Source organism: Myxococcus xanthus (genome assembly GCF_013116825.1).
In the GTDB taxonomy this organism is placed as follows: domain Bacteria; phylum Myxococcota; class Myxococcia; order Myxococcales; family Myxococcaceae; genus Myxococcus; species Myxococcus xanthus_B.
This window is the reverse complement of sequence record NZ_JABFNS010000016.1, coordinates 33,494-53,844: the sequence shown is the minus strand read 5'-3', so window position 1 is coordinate 53,844 and position 20,351 is coordinate 33,494. Positions and strand designations below refer to the sequence as shown.

The following is a 20,351-nucleotide window of genomic DNA, read 5'->3' as shown; positions in this document are numbered from 1 at the left end:
CGAGTGAGGATCGTCTTACGGCCGTGCCACCGCCGCCTGCTCACGGCGGTGGCCCATTGGGACTGTCAGCCCTGCTTGTCGACCGTGCCCGGACGCGCCACGTCTTCCACCAGCGCCTTGAGGCCGGCGGAGGTCGCGGCCACGGGGCTGGCCGCCATCTTGTGCAGCAGCGCGGCCACGGCCAGGTTCTGCGCGTCGTTGCTCAGGCCCGGCTTGGAGAGAATCTCCTTCAGGTCGGCCGGCAGGTCCTTCTCGCCGTTGAGGTAGCCGCCCAGCGCCGTCTTCAGCGCCTCGCCGTGGTCCAGCGCGCCGTCCACCGCGGTGCCGAACGACACCGCCTTGACGAAGCGCTCGAAGAACTGGCCGTCGCCACCGACGATGTTGAACTTCGCGTTGGCGAACGCCTTGGCCAGCACCTCGGCCTGCGCGTGCGCGATGTCCTTCTTCGCGCGGATGGCCTCCAGCTCCACGTCGCGCTCCTTGTTGAGCTTGAGGCGGAACTCCTCGTGCTCGCGGCCGACGCCGTCCATCAGCTTCATGGACGCGGCCTTCTCCGCCAGACCGCGGGCCTCGGCCAGCAGCTTCTCCTGGATGGCAGCGGCCTCGGCCAGCTGCTTCTCACGCGTGGCAATGGCCTCCGCCTCGCCGCGCTTCTGGATGGCGCTGGCTTCCGCCTCCAGCACGCGCGCCTGAGCCAGGCCCTTCTCCTGCGCACCCGCGGCCTCCGCCAGCAGCTTCTCGCGGACGATGTTCGCCTCCGCGTGGCCCTGCTTCTCGATGGCGCCCGCCTCGGCCTCCTTCACGCGGACGTTGACCATGCCGAGCTTCTCCTGCGCCTGCGCGTCGGCCTCCTTCACACGGACCTCGGCCAGCCCCTCGGCGGCGGCCTCGGCCTGGACGCCCTCGGCCAGACGGACCTTCGCCTTCGCCGTCTTGTCAGCGGCCTCCAGCTCGGCCTCGGCCAGCGTCAGCTTCTCCTTGGCGGTGAACTTGGCCACCTCGTTGGAGGCCTCGGCCGCCTTGATGTCCTTGACCAGCTTCTCCTGCGCCTGCGCCTCGGCGGTGATGAGCAGCGCGTCCTTGCGGCGGGTGGCCTCGGCCTTCACGCGCAGGTCCTTGATGCGCTCCTCCTCCTCCGCCACCGTCTTCTCCACGGCGATGCGGGCGCGCACCACGTCGGCGATGAGCTTCTTCTCGCCTTCGAGCGCCTTCTCCTTGGCGATGCGCTGCAGCTCCGTCTCACGCTCGCGGTTGATGGCTTCCAGGGCGCGGTCCTTCTCCACGCGCTCGGTCTCCACGCCCACGACGCGCTCGCGGTTCTTCTGCGCGACCTCGATCTGCCGGGCCTTGTTCTGCTCGTTGATGTTGATTTCTTCCTCGGCCTTGATGCGCGCCAGCTGAGCCTTGGCGTACTCCTCCTGCTTCACGCGCTCGGCCTCGGCCGTCTCGCGGGCCTGGATGCTGTCGATCTCGCGCTTCTGCTTCGCGGCGGCCTCTTCACGCTGACGCTCGAGGGCGAAGATGGCCTCATCCGCCTCGACGTTGCGCTTGGTGACGGCCATGCGCTCGTCCTGGCGCAGCTCGTTGGTGAAGACGTTCTGCTTCGTCGTCAGCTCGGTGATCTTCCGGATGCCCTGCGCGTCGAGGATGTTGTCCTTGTCCAGCATCTCGACCGGGGTCTGCTCCAGGAAGTCGATGGCGCAGTCCTCCAGCATGTACCCGCTGAGGTCACGGCCGATGACGTTGACGACCTGGTCCTTGATCTCCTCGCGCTTGGTGTAGAGCTCCTCGAAGTCGAAGCTCTTGCCCACCGTCTTGAGGGCCTCGGAGAACTTGGCCTCGAAGAGGTTCTCCAGCGTCTCCTGGTCGGAGGCCCGCGCGCAGCCAATGGTCTGCGCCACCTTCAGTACGTCCTCGCGCGTCTTGTTCACGCGGACGAAGAAGGTGACCTTGATGTCACCCCGGATGTTGTCCCTGCAGATGAGGCCTTCCTTGCCACGGCGGTCGATTTCCACCGTCTTCAAGGAGATGTCCATCACCTCGGCCCGGTTGATGATGGGGAACACCACCGCGCCGGTGAAGGTGACGACCGGCTCGTTCTTCAGCGTGTTGACGATGAGCACCTTGCCCTGGTCCACCTGCCGGTAGAGCCGGACGATGGTGAGGAGGATGCCTCCGAGAAGGATGATGCCACCGATGCCGGCAGCGACCGCGGTAATGGGGTCCATGGCCATTTCCTGATTGATGATGACAGCGGGCCTTGTATCAGGCGCCGGAGATCCCCCGCAAAAGCCCTCCGGCGTCGAATGTGACGGTCGCCCCCTCGGCGCGACCGGTGAGACTCAGCCTCGTGCCTTCACGCGAGCCAACGCCGCTGCGCGGGCCGGATCCTGGAGCTGCTCCATCTCCTCCGGCAGCAGCCAGTCGACCGGCTCCACTTCGTAGACGCGCCGTTCGGCGTCGTAGGCGAGGATCAGCGCCGGCTGGCCTCGCTTGAGTTCATTGGGCTTCGCGCAGACGACGTTGAGGATGACGCCCGCGCCGCCGTCCTCGAAGGTCGCGTGGCCCGTCTTGGCCGTCACGCTGCCGCTGGAGATGGTGCACACGCGGCCCATCAGCGCGTCGCGCCCCGGGGCGCGCCTGGTCACGAACACCGGCCGCAGGGGCCGGACCGCGAAGCCCGCCGTCACCGTCCCCGCCGCGAAGCACGCCAGCCCCAGCCCGCTGCTCAGCAGCCACGACGGCATCATCCCGCCCAGCGCCTCGTGCAGCGGCTGCGCGCTCACCACCGACAGGAGCCAGGCGATGAACACCACGAAGCTCACGGACACGGTGATGGGGATGCCCGCGAAGCCCATGGCCGCCAGGACTCCGCCACCGTCGACGTCGAAATCCGAGTCATGGGCGCCCAGCGCCTTCGCGCCGCCCAATGCCTTGCCACCACCCTCGATGGCCCCGCTCAATGCCTTGCCACCACCCTCGATGGCCCCACCCAATGCCTTGCCACCGCCCTCGATGGCGCCGCTCAGCGCCTTGCCCCCACCCTCGATGGCCCCGCTCAGCGCCTTGCCGCCCGACTCCAGCGTGATGTCCCCATCGAACAGGTCGATGCCGACCGCGCCCGCGATGACGAACAGCCAGTAGGTCATCACCACGCCGAGGACGATGGTGAAGATGGCGGTCGGGAAGGCCAGAATGGTGTCGAGAAAGGCGCTCATACGGCTTGCGCACCACTCTAATCGAATGTCATTCCCGTCGAAAACGCGCCTTGCGCTTTTCTGCCCCATCCCTGGGGGGGCGGCCAGGCGGCACCTGCGTTGCCGCGCGGCCCCACCCTGAGCACGACAGGAGGACGGCGCACATGGGGTGGGCGGGATTCCCCTGACGCAAGGCGCATGCCCCTCACGCGGAACCAGCCCGGCAGTCCCGTCCCCGGCCAGCAGCCCGGCCCGAGACGCAGTTCAAGCGGCTCCAGCGCGAGAGCACGGCCCCAGCGCGCCGGAGACACCGCGGAGGCGGGCAGGCCACTGAGCCCCCGCCTCACGGCGACCATGGGTGGCTCAGGCCACCACGGCTTCGACGACGCTGGGCGGCATCGTCGTCGGGAAGACGTTGGACAGCCTCAGCCCCGCCTTCTCCAAGAGCGCCGTGTACTCCGGCCCCGTGCGCTCCCGGCCGCCCACGAGCACGAGCATGGCCAGGTCGTAGAGGTTGCCGAAGTGGGGCACGTTGTCGCCGGGCAGCACCGTCTCCACGATGAGCAACCGCGAGTCGGGACGCATCGCCGCGCGGATGCCCTTGAGGATGCGCAGGCTCTGCTCGTCATCCCAGTCATGGAGGATCTGCGACAGGATGTAGACGTCCTTGCCTTCGGGAACGATGCGCTCGAAGAAGTCACCAGCGACGACGTCACACCGCGGCGACAGCCCCTGCTCGGCGATTCGCTCGCGGGCTTCCTCCGCCACGTGTGGCATTTCGAAGACGGTGCCGCGGACGCCGGGGTTGGCCTTGAGGATGTGCGTCAGCAGCATGCCCGTACCGCCGCCCACGTCGACAATGCTGCGCGCGGAGGAGAAGTCATATCCGTTCACCACGGCGGGCGCGTTCAGCGTCTGGTACGCGGCCATGCTGCCATTGAAGATGGCGGCGACGTCGGGATGCGTCGTCATGTAGTTGAAGAACGTGTCGCCCATGAACTTCTCGACCGTGGGCTTGCCCGTCTTCAAGGCGGTGGCCAGGTCTCCCCACGCCTGCCACGACAGGATGTGTCCATGCGCCCGGAGCGAGCCATACACGGATCCGGGGTTGTCCTTGCGGAGCATTCCGCCCAGCTCCGTGAGGGCCCAGCGCTGCGTGGACTCATCCTTCACGAGCACACCCAGGCCGCTGAGCAACCGCAACAGCCGGCGCAGCGTGGGCGCATGAGTCCCACTCGCCTCGGCGAGCTCCTCGACCGTCTTGGGCGCATCACCGATGGTATCCGCGAGCTCGAGCTCCGCCATGATTTGAAGGCTTCGGGAAACCCAGAAGCCATAGACCATTTGCGTCATCTGCAGAGCGGCGGGCGGAGGCGCGTGCGAGGCTCGAGGTTGCTGGCTCATGGGTCCGTCTCCAAGGAGTTGAGTAGCATCGGCAAGGCTGCAACCTATAAGGTAGGCTGTAAAACTGCTACGGTTCTCTTATTCACCCTGAAGTCCGAGTCTCCCCGTGCGCGCATACATCACCCGCCGAGAGGCCTTGCCCCGCAGCGCGCTTCATGAGCTGCGGACCGCCCTGCTCGGCTCGCGCTTCGTGGCACGCAGTCCGTTGATGGGGACGTTCCAGGCCAGCCGGGGGTTTGCCTTCATCTTCACGCACGAGGGCCGCGCCACGTTGGAGGCCCGCTTCCCCTTTCTGGTGCCCTACCTGGCCCACGTGCTGGACCCGAGCCATGCGACAGGATTGTTGCCTTGGCATGAGCGACTCTGGGGTTCGCGGCGGGAGCGGCCCGTCCCCAATGCATTCTATCTCAACCTCTTGTTGCTCGATGCGGGGCGCGGCGTGGGGCGACACATCGACGCGACGCTGCAGGAGCCCAGCGGCGTCCCCGATGCGACGCCCCGGCACGTGAGCGTGCTGTATCTCCAGGTCCCCGAGCGCGCCCGGGGGGGTGAGCTGCGCCTTCTCCAGAATGACACCCCCGTGGGTGAAATCCGCCCACGCGAGGGCCTGCTGGTGCACTTCCGCGGCGACCTCCAACACGAGGTGCGGCCCTTCACTGGCAGCCAGGAAGGCGCGACCCGCGCCAGCCTCGTGTGTGAGCAATACGTCTTCCCGCCCGAGGCGCTCGCCCGAATCTCCGCCTTCCGCATCCAATCCAAGGCAGGCTTCGCCGCGTATCTCGACCACCAGCGCGAGCAGCCCGGTGGCGGCTCCGTTGGCACGTTGGAATAGCTTTCATCCCGAACCGAGGAGGCACCATGGCCGTCGATCCTCAGCCCACCGACGTTGAGCGCTTCATGCAGGAGGATCCGGGAGGCCCCGTGGTCATCCTGAACCTGGTGCGCTTCAAGGAAGGCGGCCGCGCGTCCTATGAGGCCTATGTAAGCGCGGTAATGCCCTTCATCCAGAAGGTGGGCGCCCAGCCCCTCTACGCCGGAGACGGCTCCACGGCGCTGGTGGCCGAGCCCGGACAGACGTGGGACGCGGTGCTCCTGGTCCGCTATCCCAGCCGCGCCGCCTTCCTACAGATGGTGGCGGACCCGGCGTACCAGCACATCGCGCACCTGCGCACGGAGGCACTCCAAGAAGCCGTGCTCCAGGCCACCACGCCCTGGGCCACGTCGCCGGAGCCCTGAGTCAGGGCTTCGCGGGTGGGCCTCCGGAGCCAGCGGGCACCCGCAGGTCCGCCGTCTCCGGGAAGGTGGGTGGGCGGCGGTGCTTCGACGCCTGTTCATAGGCATGAGCCAGCTTCAAGAGGATGGGCTCGCTCCAGGCCGCGCCGATGAAGGACAGCCCCACGGGCAAGCCGTACACGAACCCCGCGGGCACGGTGATGGAGGGGTAGCCTGATACAGCCGCGGGCGTGGAGCTGCCGCCCAGCCAGTGGTCACCGTTGATGGGGTCGATGAGCCCCACGGGCGCCTGCGTCGGCGCGACCAGCGCATCCAACTTGTGCTTCTTCATCACCGCGTCCAGCCCCTGCGCGCGCGACAGCCGGCGGCAGGCCTGGAGGGCCTTGAGATAGGCCCTGTCCGTCAGGGGCCCCTTGGCCTGAGCCATGTGGAAGAGCTCCTGGCCGAAGTACGGCAGCTCCGACGGCGCGTGCGCTTCGTTGTAGCGGATGAGCTCCGCGAGTGTGCGTGGGGCCATCCCCTCCTCCAACGTCGCAAGGTAGGCCTCCAGCCCCGCCTTGAACTCGTAGAGGAGGACCTCCAACTCGGGGGCGTCCACCTGCGCCACCGCGGGAATCGGCGCCGGGTCCACGAGGATGGCGCCGTGGGACTTCATCAGGGCCAGGGCCTCGTCAACGAGCGCGTCGGTGGCCGGGTGGTAGCCGAAGAAGCGCTCCCGGGGCACGCCGATGCGAGCGCCCTTCAGCCCATCCACGTCGAGGAACCGGGTGTAGTCCGCATGGGCCTTGCCCCGGCTCACCGCCGTCGCCGCGTCCGAAGGGTCCACGCCCGCGAGCACGCTCAGCAGCGCCGCGGCATCCGCCACGGTGCGCGTCATGGGCCCGGCCGTGTCCTGGCTGTGGGAGATGGGGATGATGCCGGAGCGGCTCACCAGCCCCACCGTCGGCTTGAGCCCCACCAACGCGCTGGCCGCCGCGGGCGACACGATGGAACCATCCGTCTCCGTGCCCACGGACACGGCGCAGAAGTTGGCCGCCGTGGCCGCGCCCGCCCCCGAACTGGAACCCGAAGGCGTCCTGTCGAGCGCATACGGGTTGCGCGTCTGGCCCCCTCGCGCGCTCCAGCCGCTGGCCGAGCGCGTGGAGCGGAAGTTGGCCCACTCGCTCAGGTTCGTCTTGCCCAGGATGACCGCGCCCGCGGCGCGCAGGCGCTCCACGATGAACGCGTCCCGAGGCGGCCGCGCGCCCACCAACGCCAGGGAACCCGCCGTCGTCTGCATCCGGTCCGCGGTGGCGATGTTGTCCTTGAGGAGCACCGGGATACCGTGCAGCGGGCCCCGGGCGCCCTTCTCGCGGCGCTCCTGGTCGAGCGCGGCGGCCGTGGCGAGCGCGTCCGGGTTCAGCTCGATGACGGAGCGCAGCGGCAGGCGCCCGCACGAGTCCCAGTCGGCGATGCGCGCGAGGTAGCGCTCCGCGAGGCCTTGCGCGGTGAGCTCGCCTGCCTTCATCGCGGCCTGGAGGTCCACCACGGTGGCCTCGGCCAGTTCGAAGGGCCGCGCGGGCGTCGGCGCCGCATGGGCGGGGACCTCCAGCGAGGCGAGCGCCGTGGCAGCGGCCGTTCCGCGCAGGAGGGTGCGGCGGCTGAGGCCCGCCGAGGAGCCGGGAGCGGCTGCGGTCTTCTTCATGGAGGGGAGGCTACAGCACCCCGGCGGCACGCGAAGAGTCGCAACCCCGGTGGGGCTTCGTTAGGTTGGCGGGTCGATATGGCCTCCCACCTCACGCTCCTGGCCGGTCCGGACGCGCTCCGGCTCATTCGCGAACGAGGCTTGCGCGGAGACGACGTGGACGTCGTCCCCGGCGCCTCCGGCGGTCCGAAGTGGCTGGTGCTGGCGGGACTGGACCGGGTGCTCTTCGCCAGCCTCTTCCAGAACCGATCGCGTCCCCTCCACCTCATCGGCAGTTCCATTGGAAGCTGGCGGCTCGCCTGCCTGGCCCAGAAGGACCCGGTGCTGGCCTTGCGCCGCTTCGAGGCGGCGTACATCGACCAACGCTATCCGCCCAAGCCCTCGCCCACCCAGGTGAGCGAGACCTGCGAGCGCATCCTGGATGCGCTGCTGGGCGAGGACGGTGAAGCGGAGATTCTGGGCCACCCCTGGGCACGGCTGCATGTCGTCACCGCGCTGTGCCGGGGGGCGGTGGGAATGGAAGGCCCACAGGCGCAGCTCTTCGGGCTCGTGCTCTGCGCCCTCGGCAACCTGGTCAGCCGACGGACGCTGGGGCTCCACATGGAGCGCGTCATCTTCCACACGGCCGGGGACACCAGCCCCTTCGCCGGGCTCAAGGACCTGCCCTCCATCCACCTGCCACTGACGCGGGAGAACCTGCGGCTGGCGCTGCTGGCGTCAGGCTCCATCCCCCTGCTCTTCAGCGGCGTGCGGATTCCCGGCGCGCCCACGGGCGTGTTTCGCGACGGCGGCGTGGTCGACTATCACCTGGACCTGGACTTCGGCCCGGGCACGGGCCTGGTGTTGTACCCGCACTTCTACCCGTACGTGGTACCGGGCTGGTTCGACAAGTCGCTGCGGTGGCGGCGGGCACGGCCCCAGAACTTCCGCCGGGCGCTGCTCATCGCCCCGTCTCCGGAGTTGGTGGCCCGGCTTCCTGGCGGCCGGATCCCAGACCGGGTCGACTTCGAACGGATGAAGGACGCCGAGCGCATGCGCGCCTGGAATCAGGTGGTCTCCGAGAGCGAGCGCATGGGCGACGAGTTGCACGAGTTGGTGGTCACCGGACGCCTCGTGGAGCACGTGCGGCCCCTCTGAGGTCCGCGGCCCCTCGGCCCGGAAAAGTCGACGGCCGGCCCCCTTGAATCCGGGAGCCGGCCGCCAGGAAGTGCATCTTCAGTCGGCGTTCCGCGACGCCCGGACACTCACTTCATCCGGGCCCCGCGGAGGCCTCCTCCCACCCAGAGGCAGGAGGAGGACCCGCGCGTCTCAGTTCAGACGACGGCGGCGCAGCAGGCCGAGCAGCGCCAGGCCGATCATGCCGACCGGAGCCCCCGCGCCCGTCGCGGAGCAGCCACCGCTGTCACCGCCGTTGCGGGCGGAGAACTGCACGGTGGTGCTGCTCTCGGCGCCCGCGGCATCCTTCACCGTCAGGCGGAACGAGAACGACGCCGTCTTGTCGTCGAGGTCAGGGAGGTTGACGACCGCAACCGCCTGGTCCGCGCCGGAGATGGTCGCGTTCGGGCCGGAGACCTGCGTCCACTGGAACGTCAGCACATCACCGTTCGCGTCGCTGGAAGCCGAGCCGTCGAGCGTGGCCGACGTCTGGTTGCCAGAGAGCACCGCGCGAGCGGTCGCCACCGGCGCGACGTTCTCCTCGGTCACGCTGATGGACGTCACGTCGACGACAGTCGCCGTACCGTCGTTGACCAGCAGGAGGAAGGTCAGCGGCTCAGAGGAGGCCGGGGCGGTGAACGTCGGCGTCAGCGAGGACGCGTCAGACAGCGTCACGGGCGTGCCGCCGATCTGCGTCCAGACGATGACGAGCGTGTCACCGTCAGCGTCGGTCGCCGTGCCGTTGAGCGTCACGGTGGCGCCCTCCGCCACGATGGCCGACTCGCCCGCGTCCGCTTCCGGAGCAGTGTTGCTCGGGTTGGCCCCCGGGTCCGCCGCCACGACGACGCGCACGACGTCGCTGGTGGTCGAGGTGCCATCGCTGACCGTCAGGATGAAGCCCAGCGTGTCACCGTTGGCCGTGCTCGGCGCGGTGAACGACGGCGTCAGGGTGTCGGCACCCGTCAGGGTCACCTGCGTGCCACCGATCTGCTCCCACTGGTACGTCAGCGTGTCACCCTCGGCGTCGCTCGCGGAGCCGCTGAGCGCCACGGTGTCGCCAGCGTTCGCCGTGGCGTCGATACCCGCGTTCACGGTCGGCGCCGAGTTCGCCGGCAGAGAACCATCGATGATGGTCACCGGCACCGCCTTGGAGGCAGAGGCCGAGCCGTCCGTCGCCGTCACGGTGAACTCGTACGAGCCCGGGACCGGGGTGGCGAAGGAGATGGCGGACGTGTCGGCGCCATTGATGGCGACCGTCGAACCACCCGTCTGCTCCCAGCTGTAGCTGACCGCATCACCATCCGGGTCGACCGCGGAGGCCGTCACGGTGACAGTGCCCGCGGCGAAGGCCACGGACGTGTCGGAGACGATGGGCGCGCGGTTCGCGTTGGTGACCGTCACGGTGACCGTGTCGTTCGCCGTGGCGATGCCGTCGCTGACCGTCAGACGGAAGACCAGCGTGTCATCCACCGTGACTTCGGGCGCGATGAACGTCGCCGTCGGCGTGGTGTAGTCCTTCACCGCCACCGGCGTACCGGAGACCTGGGTCCACAGGTACGTGAGGGTATGGCCGTCCGCGTCGCTGGCGGAGCCGCTCAGCGTGTACTCAGCGCGCTCCTCGACCATGCCGTCGAGGCCCGCGTTCACGGTGGGCGGATTGTTGGGGGGCGCCACCGTCACGGTCACCGAGTCCGTGGACGTCTTGAGGCCATCGGAGACAGTCAGCGTGAACACCAGCGCGGTGGACGCGGTGACCTGCGGCCCCATGAACGACGGCGTCAGGGTGTCGGCACCCGCCAGGGTGACCGCGGGGCCCGACGTCTGCGCCCACGAGAAGGTCACCGGCTGGCCCTCCGGATCGGCCGCCGAACCGTAGAGGCTCACCAGTTCACCCGGCGCGATGGACCGGTCCGGGCCGGCGTTGGCGATGGGCCAGGGGTTCACACAGACGCCATCCTCAGCCGCGATGCTGGCGAACGGGGTGTTCGTGATGCCGTTGAACTCGAGGTCGTCCAGCAGCCAGCCCGTGTAGCCGCCGCTCTCGTCCGTACCGACGCGGAAGCGGACCTGCACCGTCTTGCCGGCGTAGGCCGTGCCCAGGTCGATGGTCGCGGGGAGCATGCCCGGGAACTCAGGGTTGAAGCCGGACAGCGCGGGCTTGCCAGCCAGCGGGTTCAGGTTGCCCGGGTAGGTCTCAAGAACCGAGTTGTGGATCGGCTCGCCGATGTCCACCCAGGTCTGGCCACCGTCCTCGGAGATTTCGACCGTGGCGCCGTCGTAGTCATCCTCGAAGTCCCAAGCGTGCATGAAGTTGATCACGAAGGGCTCGGTCTCGCTGACGTGCAGCTCCGGCGAGATGAGGCGAACGTCGGCGTAGGAAGCGGTGTTCTCCGCGTAGAACGTGCGGTTGCCGTCCGCGAACGTGACCACGCTGAACGCGGCCGGGGTCAGGGCCTCGTCGTACTCGTTTTCCCAAGGCAGCTTGGACGGGGTGATCTGAACGTCCTCGATGTTGGAGGAGTTCAAACGCTCGTCGAAGTGCGTCGTGAGGACGATGCTGTCCGTGACGTCGCCGGGGATCGCCTGGCCCGCATCACGCGCCGCGATGTCGATGGCCACCTCCTGCTGCCCCGTCGCGCCCGTGAGCGAGACCGGGATGGAGACCTTGGCCTCACCGAACACGGGGATGACCGGGAAGCTCGCCTGGCCACCGTTGCCGAACGAGAGCCCCGAGAAGGCGGAGGACAGGTTGACGCTGGCGGCGGACGCAGGCTGCGAGCCCGCGTTGCGCACGGTGACCTCGATGCGGCCCGTCTCACCGTTGTCCAGGATGCCGTCGAAGTCGCACGCGCCAGACTCGATGTCTTCGATGAACTCGGCCGACACGATCTGAACGGCCGAGCCGACCTCGAAGCTCTCCACGACACCGGCGTGGTTCGTGGAGTAGCGGTCCGGAGCCTGGGCACCGACGCCCGCGCCGCGCTTGGCGAAGGCCGCCCAGAACCGCTCGGCGTCCGCCGGGTCGTTGGCGAAGGCCGCCGCGATGACGGCGTCACGCGCCTCCAGGTACGTGGGGGCGGACGGCGTGAGCTTGTACCCGTTGACCAGGTAGCTCTTCATCCGGTTCTGCGCCTCCTGGAACGGATGCGCGCGGAGCAGCGACGTGTAGCACTCCCACAGCATCGTCGCCCAGATCTCACCGGAGTTGTGGACCTGCGAGTTCGGCAGACCCGTGTTTCCGTTGAACGGCACGCCCGTGGGCAGCGCCACGCCGTCCATGATGTGACGGAACGACAGCGCGTTCTTGGTCTGGTCCGACGAGTACGTGCCACGGCGGATACCGAAGAACTCGGAGTCCGCGTCCGCGCGCGTGGCGTAGCCCGCGGCGGCGTAGGCGCCGTTCCAGTTCGCGTTGGACGGGACGTTGATGTCCTCGGCGCGAACCATCATCAGCAGGGCGGTGAAGTCACCCCAGCCCTCGCCCATCGAGCGCCCCTGGTTGTTCACCAGACCGGACGCGTTCCCGATGAGGCGGTTGCTGATGTAGTGGCCCCACTCGTGCGCCACGATGGCGTTGTCGATGGTGCCGTCGATCCACGCGGTCGGGCCACGCCACAGGGTGACGTTGAGCGCCGGCATGCCGCTGCGCAGCACGTTGCCATCAGCCAGGCTCACGCGGAGCGTGGGGATGGTGATGTCGGTGGAGTCGCCGCCCAGGTCGATCGTGGGCCCCGCGACGTTGTCGTGGATGATGACGCCGATGGCGCCCGCGTTCTGCGCGTTGGTCACCTTCGCGACGAAACCGCAGGTGCCGCGGTTGATGATGGCGATCTTGCCAGCGACCTCGGCCGCGTTGGTCAGCGCGGTGCAGCCGTCACTGTCAGTCGGCCCTTCGGCGTTGGCCGCGTCGAGCGCCGCCACCACGTCCCCGGTGACCTCGAAGGTCTGCGGACCGAAGGAAGACGAGACGCCGCCCTGGTAGTCACCCGCGACCTGCGCCGGAGCGTTCGCCGTCAGGCGCGAGTTGCGCGGGCCGGAGAACAGGTACATCTGCATGCGCGGCGACGCACCGTCCGCCGGCGTGCGCATGTTGGCGTTGTCGGTGCCGCTGTGGTCCTGCGCCTGCGCGTGCAGACGATCACCGCCCACGCCGCCACGCCCGAAGTTGTCATGCTGGGCGTTGCCGGAGGCCTCGTCGAACCCGGCGTCGTAGTACCAGTCGTGGAGCCAGTTGTTCAGGAAGAACAGGCTCGTCGTCGCCGCGGCGATCTGCTCGTTGTTGGCGTTCGGCTGGATGCCGAAGTCAATCGCCCGGTCGAACACGCCCGGAGCCGTGACGGAAGCGCGGAGGTCACCGGGGTTGAAGTAGTCCGGCTCGGTGATGTCCGCGTACGCGTCCACGTTGTTGCCCGTGGTCTCCGTCGCGCCGTCCGGCAGCCAGGGATCGTTCCGGCTGAACGGGAGGCTCTCGAGGGTGATCAGGTTCGCCGGAACGTACGGCGACTGGTACCCGTCCGGGTTGCCGGTCGGGTGCGGCGTACCACCGCTGCCAATCGGACCGTCGTGCGGGGTGTACGGCGGCGTCGTGTCCGAGAACACGCGGTAGCTGAACTCCGCGTGCGCCGTCAGGTCGTTGCGCATCAGCAACTGACCGTCGGTGGCGGAGATGACGTACGCGAAGTAGTCCGAGTCCAGGCTGTTCGCGCGGCCCGTGTTGATCTCCACGTAGTACGCGGGGACCAGCTTGCCAGGCAGCGGGAAGTAGACCTGCTTCGCGCGGGCGGGGATGACAAACCCCTCCTCGAGCGGACGCGCGTAGCTGGCCAGCGTGTAGTGCGAGTACTTGTCGCCCCTCTTCGCGTCGCTCACGCGGGTGAGCAGGTTGCGATCCAGCGCGGCGCCCGTGAGGTCCTTGTAGGCCACGGCGATCGCCTCGGTCGCGGGCACGGTGAAGCGCGCCTTGCCCCTGGGCATCTCCGCGGAACCGTGCTTGGAGAGGCTGCCGGAGAGGGCAACCACCTGATTGTGCTTGTTCAGCAGCACCTTCAGCGACTGGCGGAAGACCTCGATTCCCGAGGACTCCTGGGCCAGCGTCACGACCTTCACGCCCTGCGTGTTGGTGCTGACGTTGGTGACCGTCGCGCCCGCGGCCTCAAACGAAGCGAGACCGTAGAGCGGAGCGTGGGCAGAAATCTGCGCCAGCGCCGCCTTGGCGGGAGACATCTTCGCGTACTCGCCGCGGCGCTTCGTCTGCTCCGCGGTCGGGTGCGTCCAGACGAACGTCGGGGAACCGGTCAGCGAGTCCTTGTGGGCGACCCGCGCCCCCTTCAGGCTGCTGTTGACCGGCTTGAATCCCGCGGTGGCACGACCCGCGGGCTTCGCGTCCTGGAGGGCATCATAGTTCGGCAGCGTCCGGGCGACGGAACTGGTACCGGACAGTACCAGGGCAAGCCCGGACAGCGTGGCAACCAACCTTCTCACGTGGGGAAACTCCATTTACGACGGCGGGGGTAGTCGCCCTCCTTACAGCCTGGGTCCAAGGTTCCGGCCCCATCGCCGAAACTCCCAGTCACGCTCAGAAGGCGACCAAGTGACAAATTGTCACCTGGCGATGAGATTAGTGCCCGATCGGATGTAAGTTAAAAGGCGACACGCCGCATTTTTTCCAACGGAGCGCAGAATTCCGCAATTACGGCAGGTTGCGTCGAACATGGGGGAGCCATGAGCGCGGGTTATGGACGCGCAGGGGCCCGGGGAGTGGTGTTTGGGGCACTTGTGCCTGGCGCGACTGGGTGCCTGGGAACCGCGGAACGCCCGTTCCCGGGCGCCGAAGCCACCATGGCCCTGGGTGGCTCGACACCTGAGTCCATGCCGCGCGGCAACGGAGGCGCGAAGGACTCAGGAAGCGCGGCGCAATCCGCCACCGGGGAGAAAAACAGCGCGGCCACATCCCGTGGCTACCCCTGGGGACAGCTGCGCTGCCGTGATGTTCAGTGCGCGCCAGCGACGCAGTGCGCCCTGCTGGCGTGCGACCCGAGCCCGCAGCGCACCACCGTCGAGGCGCGCTGACACCACCGAGTGTCCGCGATGCGCGCGGGCTACGGCTGTGAAGCGAGTGGCAACGTCGCCCGCGCGGATGTCGACAGCAACCACCGTGCTTCAAGGAAGTCGCGCAGCGTCATGGGCCGGAGCTGCGGGTACTCGGCATTCGCCGGTTCGCGCAGTCTCCCCGTCCCCGCAAGCTGAGCGAGCAGACTCAGCTGCGCGGAAGACACCTGGACGGACACGCCTTCGGGCCGCGCGCGCATGAGCTGCCGCCGAAGGTCCTCCACGCTTCCCCTGCACAGACGACGCAGGCGCTGACTGGTCAGCGCTTCGTACAGGGCGGCCACGTCATTCACCGTCGCCACGTCCCCCACGAACTCCAACCGCCGGCATGCGGCGTGGGGATCCACCACGACCTCCGCCACCCATCGCGCCGCATCCGCCATCGCGGTGACGTCGAAGGGCTCGTCTCCCGTGCCCCAGTACGAGACAACGCCGCGCTCGAAGTCGAACACCTGCGCCTGCGGCGACAGCGCCGTCTCCATGAACGCGCCGCACAGGACGAAGCTGTACGGCACGCCACTCTTCACCACGGCGTCCGCGACACGGCGGTGCGCATCCATGAAGGCGTCCCCCGCGTCCGCGTCGGTGTAGTCCAGTGAGTAGTCCGAAGGGATGAAGCGGATGACGCCATGCCGCCGCGCGGAGTCCAGCAACCGGAGCTGCCCTTCCACTTGAACTTCGGGTGGCCCGCTCACGGCGGAGACCACCGCGTCCACGCCCTCCAAGGCCGTATCCAGCGAGCGCATGTCATCCAGCGTCCCGCTCACCAACGTCACCCCATGCTCCGCCAGGCTCACCAGCGCGTCGCTACGCGCGCCCGGACGTACCAACACGTGCAGGTGAATGCCGGGACGCGCCAGCAGCGCCGACGCCAACCTGCCGCCAAAACGCCCCGTACCCCCAACCAGCAGGACATGCGTGATGTCGGCGTCCATGGACTCCTCCTCGTCGTTGTCGGCAGCGTGAGCCGCGCATCACCGGTGGGGAGCAATCCCCTACGAGGAAGATGGACCGTGGTGCCGGGTACGCCTTCACCAGCGAACACGACGCGCTCGGCTGGACGCAGTGCAGCCGCGCCGGAGGACGGTCGCAGTGTCGAGACGTGCAAAAGAAATCGGCCCGGCCATTCCATGAGAATGACCGGGCCGACTTGAGTTGCGGGGGCAGGATTTGAACCTGCGACCTTCGGGTTATGAGCCCGACGAGCTACCAGGCTGCTCCACCCCGCGACATGTTTGGGTTCAGCGACTCAACGTGCAACGAGTTGCGGGGGCAGGATTTGAACCTGCGACCTTCGGGTTATGAGCCCGACGAGCTACCAGGCTGCTCCACCCCGCGACATGTCTTGAGACTCAACTACTCGAAACCAGACTGCGACTCCAGCCAGGTTTCGAAAAACAACGAGTTGCGGGGGCAGGATTTGAACCTGCGACCTTCGGGTTATGAGCCCGACGAGCTACCAGGCTGCTCCACCCCGCGGCAGAGAGAGGCGAGGCGGTAAGTACCGTCCCTCGCCTGTAGCGTCAACACCTTTCTCCAGCGCTGACCACATCAACGAAGTCAGCGCTGGAGACAGGGAATTACTTGCGCGCCTTGCTGAGCAGATCCGCGAAGGTGCCGAAGCCCTTCTTGCCCGCGCCCTGCGGCTGCTGCGTCTTCTGCCAGGCCTCCACCTCGGCGCGCTCCTCCGCGCGGATGGCGGCGGTGACGGACAGGCGGATCTTCCCGGACGCGTCGATGTCCAGGATGGCCACCTTCACCTCCTGGCCCAGCGAGTAGTGCTTGCGCAGGTCGGTGCCACGCTCGGTGCCCGTCTCGCTGGCGGGCAGCAAGCCCTTGCCGCCCGGGAACGCGAGGAACACGCCGTACGGCTCGATGCGGTCCACCTTGCCCATGACGACCTGGCCCACCTTGGGACGGGGCGCGGCGGGCTGCGCCGGAGCGGCGGCTTCCGCGGCGGGCGCCGTGCGCTCCTCGGGAGGACGCTGCGCCTCTTCCTCCGAGATGCGGCGCAGGCCGATGCGCTTCTCCTGCGTGTCGATCTTCTCCACCGACACCCAGATGATCTCCCCTTCCTTCACGACGTCGCGCGGGTGCGCGATGCGGCGGTCGCTGAGCGCGGAGATGTGGACCAGACCGTCCACGCCCGGACGCAGCTCCACGAAGGCGCCGAACTGCTGCAGGCGGACGACCTTGCCCTGGAGGCGGTCGCCTTCCTTGATTTCGGATAGCGCCTTCTGGAACGGATCCTCCTGGCGCGAGCGCATGGACAGCGTGATGCGCTCCTTCTGCTTGGACTTGTCCGGCGAGTTGGGCTGGCCGGCCTCCATGCGAAGGATCTCGACCTCGACGTCATCGCCGACCTTCACCACGTCGCTCGGGTGACCGACGCGGGTGTACGAAAGCTCGGAGACGGGAATCATGCCCTCCACGCCGCCCAGGTCCACGAACACGCCGAAGTCGCGCACGCCGGTGACCTTGCCCTTGACGATCTTGCCCTGGGCCAGGTTCTTGCGCGTCTCCGCGGCCAGCTGCCGCTGCTCGTCCTCCAGCAGCGAGCGGCGCGACAACACGACGTTGCGCTCGCGGACCTCGCTCACGCGGAACTGGAGCTTCTCGCCGATGAACTGGTCCGGCTTCTCCACGTAGCGCAGGTCCAGTTGGCTGATGGGGCAGAACGCGCGGATGTCACCGATGGCGACCTCCACACCGCCCTTGTTCACGCTCAGCACCATGCCCTCGACGGGCATGCCGGAAGCGCGGGCCTCGGCCAGCAGGGCCAGGTTCGCGCTGCCCTTGGCCAGCGCGCGGCTGAGCAGGATGCCCTTGGCCCCCACCTCCACCACGTGCGCGTCGATGGTGTCTCCCACGCCGAAACGCAGGATGCCCTCGTCGTCCTTCAGCTCGCGAAGCTCGATCATCGCCTCGCTCTTGGCAGCGCCTTCCACGGACACGAACGCGGTATCCGCGCCGAGCTGGAAGATGGTGCCACGGACCTTCTCGCCCACGCGCAGGCCCTTGCGGCTGGGCGTTCCACCCTCCTTGGCCTGCGCCTCGAACATCTCGGCGAAGGACTGCGCCTCGGGAACTTCCTCATACAGCGCGCTGGTCGGCGCCGGCGTCGGCGTGACCGGACGCGGCGTGGGGGCCGGCGTCGCGGCGGAGGATTCGGCGGCGGCGGTCGTCGCCTCGGCCGTCGCGGTCGCCTCGGCGGGAGCCTCCCCCACCGGGCCGCGCGTCTCGATGGCACCCGACGCCCGCTTCACGACGACCATGGGGCCCGACGGACGACGGTCGCCACCGCCACGGCGCTCGCTCCCGCCACGGGGCCCCCGATCGTCGCGCGGCGCACCACCCGCCGGACGCGGCTGGGGCTCGCGCTCACCGCGGCCACCGCCGCTGCGCTCGCCGCCTCGGCCACCGCCACGCTGTTCGCCCCGACCGCCCTCGCTGCGAGCTCCCCCGGAAGGGATGCCGAGCATCACGTCACCGAAGGTGGCCTTCGGCTTCTTGGGACCCATCCCGCCAGAATTGGAACCGTTCTTCTCGTCGCTCACTGCGAGACCTTCCTGAAGCGAATTCGACCCTGGCTTCCCGAGAAGCTGGGCCCCGGTGAAAAAGGCGGCGCACTCTACACGCGCGCCATGTCCGGAGGAAGCCAGATGACGCACATGTCGTTGACGCCAACGATCCGTCCATAACGGAGGCCCCCCGTCAGAGCATCCCGGACCCAATGCTTGCAACGCCAAATAGTGGCTGCTCGGCAGGCAGGGAGCCAAGCAATCCCAGGTGGTTAGCGCACCAGACGCAGCTTCCGCCCCACTTTGCGCAACACCGTTCCCGCCTCCGGGATGCCCAGGGCCGCGGACATCCCGAAATAAACAGCGCCAAACGGGAGCGCCACCGCTGCGAAGCCCAGAACGGGGTGCAGGCGCGGCGGCATCAGGAAGCCTCCCCCCCACTCCGCCGTCACACCGGGCATCGGCCCGAGCAGCGCGGTGAGGCCCACCTTGATGCCCACCGCCACCACTCCAGCCACCACCGCGGCGCCCCACAAGCGAGGCAGCAGCCCAGACGGGACGCCGACCGGTCCGAGTTGCTTCACCAGCTTGCGGCGCAGCAGTCCCGCCTCCAGCCAGGCCACCAGGCCGCTGGCCAGGGTGAGGCCCAACGCGCCCAGGTGCTGCGGCACACCGAGCCATCCTGGCAGCCGCAGGCCCAGCACCCATGCGCCCAGGGTGCCCACCAGCACGCGCACCACCGCGAAGCGCAGCGGCGTCTTCGGATCCTTCAGCGCATAGAAGGCGGAGGCATAGAGGCGCCCCACCGTGGAGGCCACCAACCCCAGCGCTGCCCCCATGAGCAGGTACCAGAGGTAGCGCGAGTCCGCCGCGTCGAAGCGCCCCGTCTGCAGCAACGCCGCCGCCACCATGTCCCCCAGGAAGAGGAAGGCCGCCGCCGACGGGACGACCCAGAAGCAGATGCGGCGTGCGCCTCCGTCGATGCGTTGGCGCAACCTGGCGGCTACGTCCGCGCCCTCCCCCGTGGCGCGCGACATCTCCGGCAGCTCCGCCGCGGACACCGCCATCCCGAAGAGGCTCACCGGGATGAGGTAGATGGTCTGTGCGTAGAGCAGCGAGGACAACGCCCGATTGGAGATGAGTGACGCGAAGGCCGTGTCCACCCAGGCGCTGAACTGGACCACGCCGCGCCCCACCACGACCGGCCCGAAGTTCTTCAGCACCTGCCGCACGGGCTCGGCCGCCAGCGACAGCGTCGGGCGGAAGCGGCCCATCAACTTGAGGACGGAGGGGACCTGCACCGCGAACTGGAGGAAGCTGCCCAGCACCACGGCGTAGGCCAGCACCGAAACCAACGCCTCTTCCTCGTAGCGGCCGCCCGCGGCCACCAACGCGGCGATGATGACCAGGTTCCAGACGACGGGCGCCAGGTACGAAAGAAGGAAGCGCCGGTGGCTGTTGAGGATGCCCAGACACCAGGCGCTCAGCACCAGCATGCCTGTGCCGGGGAAGAGGATGCGCACCAGGTGGACGGCCAGCTCCCGCTCCTGCCCCTGGAAGCCGGGCGCGATGGCCTCCACCAGCAGCGGGGTGAACACCATGCCCAGCGCCACCACCACCGCAGTGACCAGGGACAGGATGCCGAAGACGGCGCCCGCGACCCGGTCCGCCGTCTCCGTGTCCTTGCGGCCCAAGAGCTGCGCGTAGACGGGAATGAACGAGCCGGAGAGGACGCCCTCGCCGAACAGGTTCTGCAGGAAGTTGGGAATGCGCAGCGCCGCCTTGAAGACGGCCGCGACCTCCGTATTCCCCAGGTAGTGGGCGAAGACGCGCTCGCGCACCAGGCCCATCAGCCGGGAAGCAAGGATGCCGGCCGCCACCAGCGCGGCACCTCCTCCGGAACGCTCGGGACGAGGAGGCGCAACCGGCGCGATCGGCGGGGGTGGAGACTCGGGCGAAGACGTGGTCACGAGAGCGGCGGACTCTACGCGGGCCGTCCGGTGTCATGAAGCCTGAAACCCCGTCCCCCTGTTTCGCTTGACGCCGAAC

At 68.6% G+C, this 20,351-nt stretch carries 11 protein-coding genes and 3 tRNA genes; 3 read left to right on the top strand and 11 right to left on the bottom strand.

Annotated features, from left to right (window positions below; translation table 11 throughout):
• Positions 1-65 precede the first annotated feature (65 nt).
• The 3 genes from HNV26_RS06815 to HNV26_RS06805 form a co-directional block, all read right to left on the bottom strand.
• A complete protein-coding gene (locus HNV26_RS06815; RefSeq protein ID WP_171439636.1) occupies positions 66-2,228 on the bottom strand; it encodes a hypothetical protein in 2,163 nt (720 codons plus the stop codon).
• Between the two features lie 114 nt (positions 2,229-2,342).
• Entirely contained in the window at positions 2,343-3,218 is an 876-nt protein-coding gene (locus HNV26_RS06810; RefSeq protein WP_171439637.1) for a hypothetical protein, read from the bottom strand.
• Positions 3,219-3,560: 342 nt separating this feature from the next.
• Positions 3,561-4,601 (bottom strand): methyltransferase, encoded by a 1,041-nt coding sequence (locus HNV26_RS06805; protein WP_253816301.1) that lies wholly within the window; start codon positions 4,599-4,601, stop codon positions 3,561-3,563.
• Positions 4,602-4,707: 106 nt separating this feature from the next.
• On the opposite strand from HNV26_RS06805, the gene HNV26_RS06800 reads away from it, so the two are divergent.
• Both HNV26_RS06800 and HNV26_RS06795 read left to right on the top strand, forming a co-directional pair.
• A complete protein-coding gene (locus HNV26_RS06800) occupies positions 4,708-5,433 on the top strand; it encodes a 2OG-Fe(II) oxygenase (RefSeq protein WP_171439638.1) in 726 nt (241 codons plus the stop codon).
• 26 nt (positions 5,434-5,459) lie between these two features.
• Positions 5,460-5,837, top strand: coding sequence for a DUF1330 domain-containing protein (locus HNV26_RS06795; RefSeq protein WP_171439639.1), 378 nt, complete (start codon positions 5,460-5,462; stop codon positions 5,835-5,837).
• Between the two features lies 1 nt (position 5,838).
• On the opposite strand, the gene HNV26_RS06790 is transcribed toward HNV26_RS06795, so the two are convergent.
• A complete protein-coding gene (locus HNV26_RS06790) occupies positions 5,839-7,518 on the bottom strand; it encodes an amidase (protein ID WP_171439640.1) in 1,680 nt (559 codons plus the stop codon).
• A 78-nt stretch (positions 7,519-7,596) separates the two neighbouring features.
• Here HNV26_RS06790 and HNV26_RS06785 point away from each other — a divergent pair, with 78 nt between their 5' ends.
• Positions 7,597-8,655 (top strand): patatin-like phospholipase family protein, encoded by a 1,059-nt coding sequence (locus HNV26_RS06785; protein WP_171439641.1) that lies wholly within the window; start codon positions 7,597-7,599, stop codon positions 8,653-8,655.
• 171 nt (positions 8,656-8,826) lie between these two features.
• Here HNV26_RS06785 and HNV26_RS06780 read toward each other — a convergent pair whose 3' ends face one another.
• The 7 genes from HNV26_RS06780 to murJ all read right to left on the bottom strand — a co-directional run bounded on the left by HNV26_RS06780 (position 8,827) and on the right by murJ (position 20,272).
• Positions 8,827-14,169, bottom strand: coding sequence for a myxosortase-dependent M36 family metallopeptidase (locus HNV26_RS06780; protein WP_171439642.1), 5,343 nt, complete (start codon positions 14,167-14,169; stop codon positions 8,827-8,829).
• Between the two features lie 602 nt (positions 14,170-14,771).
• Positions 14,772-15,716: an aromatic alcohol reductase gene (locus tag HNV26_RS06775; protein ID WP_171439643.1), complete on the bottom strand. Its 945-nt coding sequence runs from the start codon at positions 15,714-15,716 to the stop codon at positions 14,772-14,774.
• A gap of 220 nt (positions 15,717-15,936) precedes the next feature.
• Positions 15,937-16,010 (bottom strand) — tRNA-Met (locus HNV26_RS06770).
• A gap of 35 nt (positions 16,011-16,045) precedes the next feature.
• Positions 16,046-16,119 (bottom strand) — tRNA-Met (locus HNV26_RS06765).
• A gap of 67 nt (positions 16,120-16,186) precedes the next feature.
• Positions 16,187-16,260, bottom strand: a tRNA-Met gene (locus tag HNV26_RS06760).
• 101 nt (positions 16,261-16,361) lie between these two features.
• Complete coding sequence (locus HNV26_RS06755) at positions 16,362-18,302, bottom strand: S1 RNA-binding domain-containing protein (RefSeq protein WP_171439644.1); 1,941 nt, start codon at positions 18,300-18,302, stop codon at positions 16,362-16,364.
• Positions 18,303-18,574: 272 nt separating this feature from the next.
• Complete coding sequence (murJ, locus tag HNV26_RS06750) at positions 18,575-20,272, bottom strand: murein biosynthesis integral membrane protein MurJ (protein ID WP_171439645.1); 1,698 nt, start codon at positions 20,270-20,272, stop codon at positions 18,575-18,577.
• Positions 20,273-20,351: the final 79 nt, after the last annotated feature.